At 46.7% G+C, this 9291-nt stretch carries 7 protein-coding genes and 1 pseudogene; 2 read left to right on the top strand and 6 right to left on the bottom strand.

Features of this window, described 5'->3' with window-relative positions; all coding sequences use genetic code 11:
* Positions 1-911, bottom strand: a pseudogene (locus tag QUA27_RS06350) (hypothetical protein); the annotation flags it as partial.
* 640 nt (positions 912-1551) lie between these two features.
* Positions 1552-3660 (bottom strand): GAF domain-containing sensor histidine kinase, encoded by a 2109-nt coding sequence (locus tag QUA27_RS06345; protein ID WP_333067038.1) that lies wholly within the window; start codon positions 3658-3660, stop codon positions 1552-1554.
* Between the two features lie 314 nt (positions 3661-3974).
* Here QUA27_RS06345 and QUA27_RS06340 point away from each other — a divergent pair, with 314 nt between their 5' ends.
* Positions 3975-4886, top strand: coding sequence for a pantothenate kinase (locus QUA27_RS06340; protein WP_333067037.1), 912 nt, complete (start codon positions 3975-3977; stop codon positions 4884-4886).
* Positions 4887-4918: 32 nt separating this feature from the next.
* Here the strand turns inward: QUA27_RS06340 and QUA27_RS06335 are convergent, their stop codons facing one another.
* From QUA27_RS06335 to bcp, 3 genes are all read right to left on the bottom strand, one after another.
* Complete coding sequence (locus QUA27_RS06335; RefSeq protein WP_333067036.1) at positions 4919-5725, bottom strand: alpha/beta fold hydrolase; 807 nt, start codon at positions 5723-5725, stop codon at positions 4919-4921.
* Positions 5726-5883: 158 nt separating this feature from the next.
* Positions 5884-6339, bottom strand: coding sequence for an NUDIX hydrolase (locus QUA27_RS06330; RefSeq protein WP_333067035.1), 456 nt, complete (start codon positions 6337-6339; stop codon positions 5884-5886).
* Between the two features lie 77 nt (positions 6340-6416).
* A complete protein-coding gene (gene bcp / locus QUA27_RS06325) occupies positions 6417-6890 on the bottom strand; it encodes a thioredoxin-dependent thiol peroxidase (protein ID WP_333067034.1) in 474 nt (157 codons plus the stop codon).
* Positions 6891-7356: 466 nt separating this feature from the next.
* On the opposite strand from bcp, the gene QUA27_RS06320 reads away from it, so the two are divergent.
* The gene (locus QUA27_RS06320) at positions 7357-7545 is read left to right on the top strand and encodes an Asl3888 family RNA-binding protein (protein WP_006632360.1); all 189 of its coding nucleotides are present in this window, start codon (positions 7357-7359) and stop codon (positions 7543-7545) included.
* A gap of 99 nt (positions 7546-7644) precedes the next feature.
* Here the strand turns inward: QUA27_RS06320 and argH are convergent, their stop codons facing one another.
* Complete coding sequence (gene argH, locus QUA27_RS06315; RefSeq protein ID WP_333067033.1) at positions 7645-9030, bottom strand: argininosuccinate lyase; 1386 nt, start codon at positions 9028-9030, stop codon at positions 7645-7647.
* Positions 9031-9291 lie beyond the last annotated feature (261 nt).

Here is a 9291-nt window from a genome sequence, read left to right as displayed (position 1 = left end):
GTCTGGTAGTTAATCGATGCAGCATCCGTGCCACCGGTGCGAGTAACGTTAATCGTCGCCACGCCGCCTTCAGCCACCGTGTAATTTGGTTGGGCGAACTGGAAGAGACTTGGAGTTGTCGGCGTCGGAGTTGGCGTCGGCGTCGGGGTCGGCGTCGGAGTCGGCGTCACATCAATGCCTTGATATTGAATACTCCGCACTAGGTAGTCGGAACTATCGCTTTTGGGGGAGGTAGCGGTGTAGGCAGCGGTGGGGCTCGTGTAGCCTTTGGCGGAGAACCGCAGTTCGTCAAAAGTAAAGCCGGTGAGAGAGTCTCCTACTATCTGGAAGGTGAAATTGCCATCGGTACCATCGCCAATGAAAGTCACTCCATCTGAAGACACACCGATCGGCTTTGGAACGCTCGGAGCGCTGAGGCGAGTGATCGTAAAATTGCTGGCCGATACCTGTGTCCCATCCTTAAATAGTTGCAGCAAACCAACTTCATCGCCTTGATCGTTCACTGCAGAACTTGATTTGGGAAGTAATCCACTGAGGCCGATCGTGGCGCTAGTGATGTCTTTGTTATCTGCCCATTTCACCTTCAGCACCTGAGATTTATTGGTGTTGGGGTCATAGTGGATTTCCGCCCGAACTTTAGTGACATCGGTGAACCAACTAGGATAATCAGATGGGACACCAATACCACCGGGACCGCCGTAGCTCAACCAGCTTTTAGGGTTTTCGTTCGTTGCTAAGGTGAGGTTGGCGATGACACTAGGGTTGGTGTAGTTCGTTTCCACGCCATCAAAAGCTATCCCAGACAGTTGGATGCCTTGATCTTGGGCGGCAGTAGGCCATTGTTTAATTAGGTCACTGATACTGCTGTAATTAGTGGTTGTACCCAAAGAACCAGTGAATGAAGTAGCCATAGCTTCTCCTTTGATGATGAGTAATTAACGATTAGAAGTGACTGAAAAACAGAGGTTGGGCTTTCTTGTAGCGATCTGTCACTGCAAGAAAAATTTCCTCATACGTGCAAGTAAATCAAGTAAAAATGCTTGCCCAATAAGCATCTGAAGGTATTATTGCCCCCGCTCGAAGGTTGAGTGTAAATAATTACACCTACTTACACCTATTTACATAGAGATGTTTAACTTTCACGATCAATAAGTTTGATCCGGAAAAATTGCGATCTTTTTTTCAGCCCTATAAAAAGCGGGTTTTCCACATCTGTAAAGGAGAGCTTAAATCGCAGATTTCGGCCCCCCAAGAGGCAGCTTTCACCGATTCAGGGGGCAAAAGTGAATCAGGAGAGACAATTATGAGTCAAAATACTTAGAACTTTATATGTCTACGCATAACCCTGTTGGGAATTTCTGAAAATTGAGGTTAGACGTAAGTTAAATCTGATTCCATTAACAATGCGTTAGCGAAGCTGGCCGTAGGCATCGCTAAAAAACCAAGTTTATTGGTGATCCTTCATGTGATTGACGATCGCTAAAAGATGTCAAATGGGTTCTATACTACTGGCAGAGTGACAAAATAGGGTTAATCGGACTAAAGCAGGAATTATGCACTTATCCCCCTCTGATTTGTCAGCGGCAACTCTACAATAAACTCAGTTCCTTCGCCAACCTGACTGACGCAACTCAGCTTGCCGCCGTGAGCTTGAACAATTACCTGATAGCAGACTGAAAGTCCTAAACCAGTACCTTTACCCACAGGTTTAGTAGTAAAAAATGGGTCAAAAATCTTGTCTTGAATTTCTTTAGGGATGCCAGTGCCCGTGTCGCGGATAGAGATTGTTACCCAGTCCGGATCGCTTTGCCAACTGCGGATGGTTAATTCCCCCGGTTTGCTCGTTGACTGGAGCGCATCTAACGCATTGTCAATCAAATTATAAAATACTTGGTTGATTTGACTGGCATGACATTGAACGGACGGCAAACTGCCGTATTGCTTGTCTATTTTGATATGGGTTTTTAGCTTATTTTGCAGCATCAAGAAACTGCTTTCTAAACCTTCATTCAAATCTACTGGTTTTAATTCAGCGTGGTCTAAACGAGAAAAATTTCGCAGCGTCATCACGATCGAGCGAATCCTCCCGCTTCCTTCCCGCATTGAATTAAGCAGTTTACCAAAGTCTTCTCGAATGTAATCGAGTTCTAGTTCTTCATTGATTCTGACAATTGCCTCCGCTGCTTCTGGGCAGGCATTACCTACCAGTTCTAGAGCTTCGTTCAACGCTTTAAAATATTCTTGAGCGTGAAACAAGTTAGCGTGGATGAAATTGTTAGCGTTGTTAATTTCGTGAGCGATTCCCGCTACCATTTGCCCCAAACCTGACATTTTTTCGCTTTGAATCAATTGCTGCTGCGCCGATCGCAATTCTTGGAAGGCTGCTTGCAATTGCTGGGTTTGAGCTTGAGATTTGACCGCAGCTTCTCGGACTTTGCTGTAAAGTTCTGCTTGCTGAATGGCGATCGCCATTTGGTTGGCTATCTGGGATAGCAACTCCATTTCTTGCCACTGCCAATTGCGGGTATCCCGGCACTCGTGAGCTATCAGCAAACCCCACAGCCTACCGGGAAATTTAGGATTATAGCTTCCGGCTGTTTCGGGGGAACTTTCTTCAGTTCTAGATGTAACAATCGGCACGATCAGATTAGCTTTTACTTGCAAACTATCTAAGAAATCAACATGACAAGGCTCTAAACCAGCATTAAAAATATCATTAATGGCTTTGACTCGCCCTTGCTGGTAAAGATCGGCGTAATCTCCCCGGAAACACTTATCCGCCCCCATATCCCCTAAAATTGAAGGCCAAGGGATGACCATATCTTCAACAACAACTTTTCCTTGCCAGTTGTCTTGAAACTGATAAATGATTACTCGATCGCACTGCAACATTTGGCGGACTTCTCTCACCGCTGTTTGTAGGATCGTTTCCAGATCTAAGGTACTGCGAATTTGGTTGCCGATCAGCCGCAGCAGCGATTCTCGTTCCGCTTGGCGCCTGGTTTTGCTATAGAGTTTGGCTTGATTGATCGCGATCGCCAATTGCGATGCTACCCCTTCTAAAAGCTGCCGTTCCCAATCAGTCCATTCCCGTTGGCGATCGCACTGATGCAAGCCAATTATGCCATTCACTTGACCTTGATAGCGAGTAGCTACTGCCAGCATTGACTTAATCTCTAAAGCTTCGGCAATTTTTCGGGTTTGTGGGTTCAATCCCGGAAAATCGAGAAACTTAGTCACTGCTAGCGACTCTTGCTGAGACACGACGGCAGCCAGGTGCGGGTTGTCAGTCATCGGTACTTTCATACCAAGTTGAATCGGATAGTCCCCCGCGTTGTACTCTCCGCGCGTGACTAAAGTTTTTTCTGTATTTGATTCTTTGACTAAAATGCTTACGCGACTGCACTCTAACGCTTGCCCCAGCAATCGGCAGGCCGATGTCAAAATTTCTTCTATGTCAAGTGTACTGCGAATTTCGTTATTAATTTGGTTCAGCAAGTTTGATAACTGAACTTGCTGCTGCATCTGCACGATTAGGGCTTTTTGTTGGTCTACTTCCGGCAGCGAAAGACTTTCTTCCTGCCTCCAGTTTTCAGATTCAGGCAACCGCGAAGTTACTCTCTGCCAGGGGTTTTCGTGTTCTTGTATTTTTAAAGACATATTTACTCAGGAGTTGTACAGTATTTTGATTGAGTCGGTTTTTTAAACCTATGCTTACCCCGCCAACAGCCCCATCGCAGCTACCAGGACTTTTGGAATATCTTAAGACATTATAAAGGATGCAGCCAGAGCAAAGCAATTATTTGCTTTACAAATATTTATATTTAGCAAGTATGCCCTCTGTCGTCGACAATACTAATTGGCGTGTGGCATGGAACTTGGTCAGATGTCAAATAGAGTTAACCGCCCGCTTAACCGAAAAAAATTCATATAAAATCTATCTTTAGTTCAATGTTTGCGCGCGCTCGATCGACATGGAAAACTCAATTCCCGACAATTTTCGTTCGCCACCAAGAACCGACAACCTTATATCTGGATTAATAGGTAAAGACCAGATTAAAATAGCTTTGGCGATCGGCAATTCCCGGCTGCACTGGGGATTATTTGTGGGCAAAACCCTGGAGAAAACATGGGATACAGAGCATCTCAATGCTGATGCTGTTTCCCAGCTCTCAGAGGAGGAAAAGGCAGAATATTTGGTGCAAATAGTAATGAGGTCGATCGAGGAAGTATCTTCTCAAAATCTTCTTTGTCTTCCTACTACTCCCGCTTTTTCTAGTCCTCACACACTTTCTTTAGTACCGCTGCCTCTAATTTTGGCCTCAGTAGTTACCCCCCAAACAGCAATTTGGCAGAGTTATCCTAATGTCCGAATTATTACTTTAGACGAGTTGCCGATCGGGGGACTCTATCCTACCCTGGGAATTGACAGAGCTTTGGCTGTACTGGGGGCTGGCAAGCAATTGGGTTGGCCAGTTTTACTTATAGATGCTGGTACAGCTTTAACATTTACTGGGGCTGATGTCAATAGGTATTTAGTTGGGGGCGCAATCTTACCAGGTTTGGGTTTGCAGTTATCGTCGCTAGGTAAAAAAACCGCTGCATTACCTTTAATTAGTTTACCAGAAAATCTGCCGCACCGCTGGGCGAAAGACACTGCTGGGGCAATTCAAAGCGGAGTTGTGTATGCGACGGTGGCAGGAGTTAGGGATTTTATTGAAGATTGGCGGTGTTTGTTTCCTGATAGCAAAATAGCGGTCACGGGGGGCGATCGCACTATGCTTTTAAAATACCTCACCGCAGCCTTTCCTGATACAGCAGCAGGCTTAATTGACGCAGCAGAGGCTATTTTTTGGGGAATTAGCTTATTAATTGTTGACTGTTGAGTGTTACCAATTACCAATTACCAATTCCCAATTCACTTAGCAAATTCCCGAATATACTTAGCAACAAGATCCGGCACTTCCTCCGGCAAATTGCTTTCCCCCGGACTGATCAATTGCAGTTCGGCATTGGGAGCCAGAGCAGTATAGGATTGACACAGAGAGGAAGCTGCGGGAGTATCTTCAGAACCGTGTAACAGCAAAACAGGCGCTTTCAGCAAAGGCAAATTCTCATCAACTAATTCCGCTGTAATTTCAGCCCGCCGCCGCTGAAACAGCAACTGCACGGCAACTGGGGACTGCATCAACTGCTGTCTGAACTTTAGCAGTCCGTCAATCTTTTTTTTGCTACCCAGCAACTTAGCAATTGGATAGATCGATCGTAGCAACCACAAAGCCAGCGGTGGTTGGCCGATCAGCCAGCTAGCCGTCTGCCACCGCCCCCGCCGATTGCCAACCTTGACGCCTTCTGGGGCCAACAACACCAACCCCTGAACTCGATCGGGATATTTGATAGCGTAGCTGGTGGCCACCCAACCACCCAAAGAGTGAGCGATTAAATAAACCTCTCGCAGCTTCAAAGTATCGAGGTATTGGGCGAGACATTCTACTTCCAGGTCGATCGAATAATGAAGATTCGGGCGTTCCGAGTCGCCAAACCCCAGCAAATCCGGTGCGAAGCATTGGTAGTAGGGACTCAAATGTTCGATCGTCCTCAGCCACTGACTGCTGTCCTGCCAAGAACCGTGCAAAAATACTAAATTCGGGCCTTGACCGACTTCGTGCCAGAAAATTTGCCCTACAGAGAGTTTGACCCGAGAATTGCGTAGCGGTGAGTACATCCGGTTAAATATTTAGTAATAAAAAGATGATTAATTTAATGTTCAGAGATTGTGAATAAAAGTAGGAAAACAGTAAAAATTAATTCCCCAGTTATAACAGAAAACTTTTGAAGGGGAGGTAATTTCCGACTTTTCTCAAATTTGGATGCCCCGCCGATTTACGCCAAAGTTGTCAGGCCTTGAAAATAGTCCTGTAAGTGCTGGTCGTTATCGTGGCTGAGGGCACCCTCCGGCAGCGATGCGGGCAAAAAAGCCTCAACCTCGCTGACCTCAAGCGTATCCTGAACTTGCATATTGCCCTCCACCTCTGCAGCCACCACAATACAAATCGAGTGCAGGCGAGGGTCTCGATCGGCAGCCGAATAAACACCCACCAAGCGACGGATTTTGACTAAATCGAGTCCTGTTTCCTCTGCTAATTCCCGGCGCACTGTCGTCGGAATATCCTCTCCCCAATCCACCATACCTCCCGGCAGTGCCCAGCGACCGTTGTCGCGACGGCGAATTAACACAATTCGCCCGTCAGGCAATACGGGAATCACCGCAGTACCAGTGACGGGATGTCGAAAAATCAGTCCCAGCACAGTTTGTACAATTTGCCACAATCGACGCATAAACTCAAAAGCTTGTTTAGGAGATAGTAATTTCAGGCCTCCTAGCTTGCAGCTCCGGAGTCTTAATTTTTAATTTTTCATTCACGCCAGAGCTCTGGCAAGTCTGCTAGGACCTGGGCCGCGTGAGTTTCTGGTTTGACTTTCCGATAAACCTTTTCAATCCTACCATCTGGGTCGATCGCGAAAGTCGATCGAGTAATTCCCATAAATTCTTTTCCCATAAATTTTTTGATTCCGTAACAGCCGTAGGCGGTAGCGACTTCGGCGTTTGAGTCGCACAGCAAGGGAAAAGGCAGTTGATATTTAGCTGCAAACTTGGCGTGGGCCCCTGCCCCGTCTGTACTGACGCCGAGGACTGCAATATTGCGCGACTGGTAGTCTAAGTAAATGTCGCGAAAGCCACAAGCTTCTTTGGTACAGCCAGGGGTATTGTCCCGAGGGTAAAAGTAAAGTACAACTCGCCGCCCTCGAAAATCTGCAAGGCTGACGACATTGCCTTGCGCGTCGGGCAGGCTGAAGACAGGAGCTACGTCACCGGGATTGATAGTCATTTGTCGTATTTTTGTCAATAGTTTATAGAAATCTTCTGGCAGAGCGAAAACATGGCGTCCCATCGGGCCCGCATTCCCAGCGACTTGAATCCCAATGTTCTTTTTTCTGGGTCTTGTACCGTGTGTGCTATGATCGTCATCGGTCTAAAATTGAGTATAACTAGCCAACGTAAAAACTTAACTGGATTAGTTGAGTGCGTAGTCACACCTAACGGTGCTGCGGTTTAGGAAAGCTAAATTTGAAGAAAACCTAACTACATAAAGAGAACTGATCGAGTACGGTATGGCATACCGGAATTTACGCTTGGGGAGAAGATACCTATATTTTGGCTGGAGCAATCCTGTCGCCAGTAAGTGACTTCGCTGAACCAAGAATCTCAGTCACCAAGAGTGCACAGAGTGTCAAACTTAAGAATCCCTGGGCGTGAAAGCCCGGGGACTGTCAATGTTTATTAGTGAGGTCAGAATGGCTAAGCGCCGCAATCTCAAGAAAGAGAAGGCACAACGAAATCAAGCATACGCTCGCAAGTTTCGCAAGCGGAGAAATCAAGATATGTTCTCTAACAAGAGAAGACGATTTGACGGCGGCAACGGCGGTGGCATGGGCGCCATGAGCGGCGGCAGAGACAAAGACATGGCTGCTGCTGAAGATTAATTGCTGAGGCTATCTGCCGAACTTAGAACCAGAGTGGAAAACACGATCGTTCTTTCGTAGAGATAGCCAGCCGGAATTTGTCCAATAATTCAACGATGTTTAGGCGAGTCGATCGCGCGCAGCGATAAGTGATTTTCTCACTTGTTCAAACCCGGTACCCCCGTAACTATTGCGAGCCGCCACCACTTGCTGAGGTGCGATCGCGCTGTAAATGTCTGTCTCAAAGGCTGGGTGCAAGTCTTTCCACTCCTCAAGTGTCAAATCTTTGAGGAGTTTGCCCCTCAAAAGGCAAGTTTTGACGACTTTGCCGACAAGGTTGTAAGCTTCCCGGAAGGGAACGCCTTTGGCGGCCAAGTAGTCTGCTACGTCTGTAGCGTTAGAAAAGTCTTCCGTAACAGCAGCAGCGAGGATCTCGCCATTAAACTCGATTCCTTCGCGCAATAAAATTGTCATTGCTTCCAAGCAACCCTGTACCGTTTTGACGGTATCAAACAAAGCCTCTTTATCTTCTTGTAAATCTTTGTTGTAGGCCAAAGGAAGTCCCTTCACTACTACCAACAAGGCTTGCAAGTTACCGAACACCCGCCCCGCTTTGCCCCGCACCAACTCCGGCACGTCGGGATTTTTTTTCTGGGGCATGATGCTAGAGCCCGTAGCGCAGCTATCTTTGAGCGTAATAAATCCAAATTCGTGAGAAGACCACAAAATCATTTCTTCTGACAAGCGGCTCAGGTGTACCATAATCAAGCTGGCTGCTGCGAGAAATTCGATCGCGAAATCTCGATCGCTCACTCCATCTAAGCTATTAGCATAAACCTTGTCAAACTGCAATAGTTCTGCTGTATAATGTCGGTCAATTGGGAAAGTCGTCCCCGCCAGCGCTCCACAACCCAAAGGCGAAACATTCACCCGCTTGCAGATATCGCCGAGACGTTCCCAATCGCGATCGGTCATTTCAAAATAAGCTAACAGGTAATGAGCCAAACTGATTGGCTGAGCGCGCTGTAAGTGCGTATAACCGGGAATTAAAGTTTCCACGTTACAATCGGCAAGATCGAGCAAAACCCCTTGAAATTCCCGCAATTGCTCGCGAATTTCGGCGATGCGATCGCGCAGATACAAGCGAGTATCAGTACCGGCTTGATCGTTGCGGGATCGGGCCGTGTGCAGCTTTTTGCCCGCATCCCCCACGATCTCCGTCAGCCGCTTCTCTACAGCGAAGTGAACGTCTTCTGCATCAACTCCCGGAACAAAATGTCCTTGGCGGTATTCGCGGCGGATCTGTTCCAAACCATTGACTAACTGTTCGCCTTCTGCTGCGGAAATAATCCCGGTTTTGGCCAGCATTTTAGCGTGAGCGACAGAACCCGTCAAGTCATACTCAATCAATTCAATATCGAAGCCAATACTAGCATTGAATCGGGCGATCGCCGGGTGCAGCGCCGATTCAAATCTTTGACTCCAAGTTTTTTGTTGTGTTGTCATTGCTCAAGCTAAAACTAGATTGTATCTCTCTTGCAGAAGTCTATAAAACCGGTTTGTAGCAAAGACTTTAGTCTTTCCTCCGGTTTGTAGTCAGCACTTTAGTCCTCCATTCCCAATTCTGCCAGAAAAAACTCAAGTCCTGACTACAAACTTTTTATACATCTTTTAATCCGAAAAAACTGAAGTCTGGACTACAAAATTGTGAAACTTTTGCTGCATCAGAAAGAAGTGAAGTTTTGATTAGCGACAAACCTTTTCAAT

Source organism: Microcoleus harperi Pol14_C6 (assembly GCF_036701295.1).
Taxonomy (GTDB): Bacteria; Cyanobacteriota; Cyanobacteriia; order Cyanobacteriales; family Microcoleaceae; genus Microcoleus.
The sequence above is the reverse complement of the archived record's forward strand: the minus strand, read 5'-3'. Positions and strand labels throughout refer to the sequence as shown.

What these genes read in the sequence shown, in the direction of transcription:
- QUA27_RS06335 (WP_333067036.1), bottom strand. Translation starts at nt 5,725, where the DNA reads ATGTACTCACCGCTACGCAATTCTCGGGTCAAACTCTCTGTAGGGCAA.
- bcp (WP_333067034.1), bottom strand. Translation starts at nt 6,890, where the DNA reads ATGACTATCAATCCCGGTGACGTAGCTCCTGTCTTCAGCCTGCCCGAC.
- QUA27_RS06330 (WP_333067035.1), bottom strand. Translation starts at nt 6,339, where the DNA reads ATGCGTCGATTGTGGCAAATTGTACAAACTGTGCTGGGACTGATTTTT.
- QUA27_RS06320 (WP_006632360.1), top strand. Translation starts at nt 7,357, where the DNA reads ATGGCTAAGCGCCGCAATCTCAAGAAAGAGAAGGCACAACGAAATCAA.
- QUA27_RS06340 (WP_333067037.1), top strand. Translation starts at nt 3,975, where the DNA reads ATGGAAAACTCAATTCCCGACAATTTTCGTTCGCCACCAAGAACCGAC.
- QUA27_RS06345 (WP_333067038.1), bottom strand. Translation starts at nt 3,660, where the DNA reads ATGTCTTTAAAAATACAAGAACACGAAAACCCCTGGCAGAGAGTAACT.
- argH (WP_333067033.1), bottom strand. Translation starts at nt 9,030, where the DNA reads ATGACAACACAACAAAAAACTTGGAGTCAAAGATTTGAATCGGCGCTG.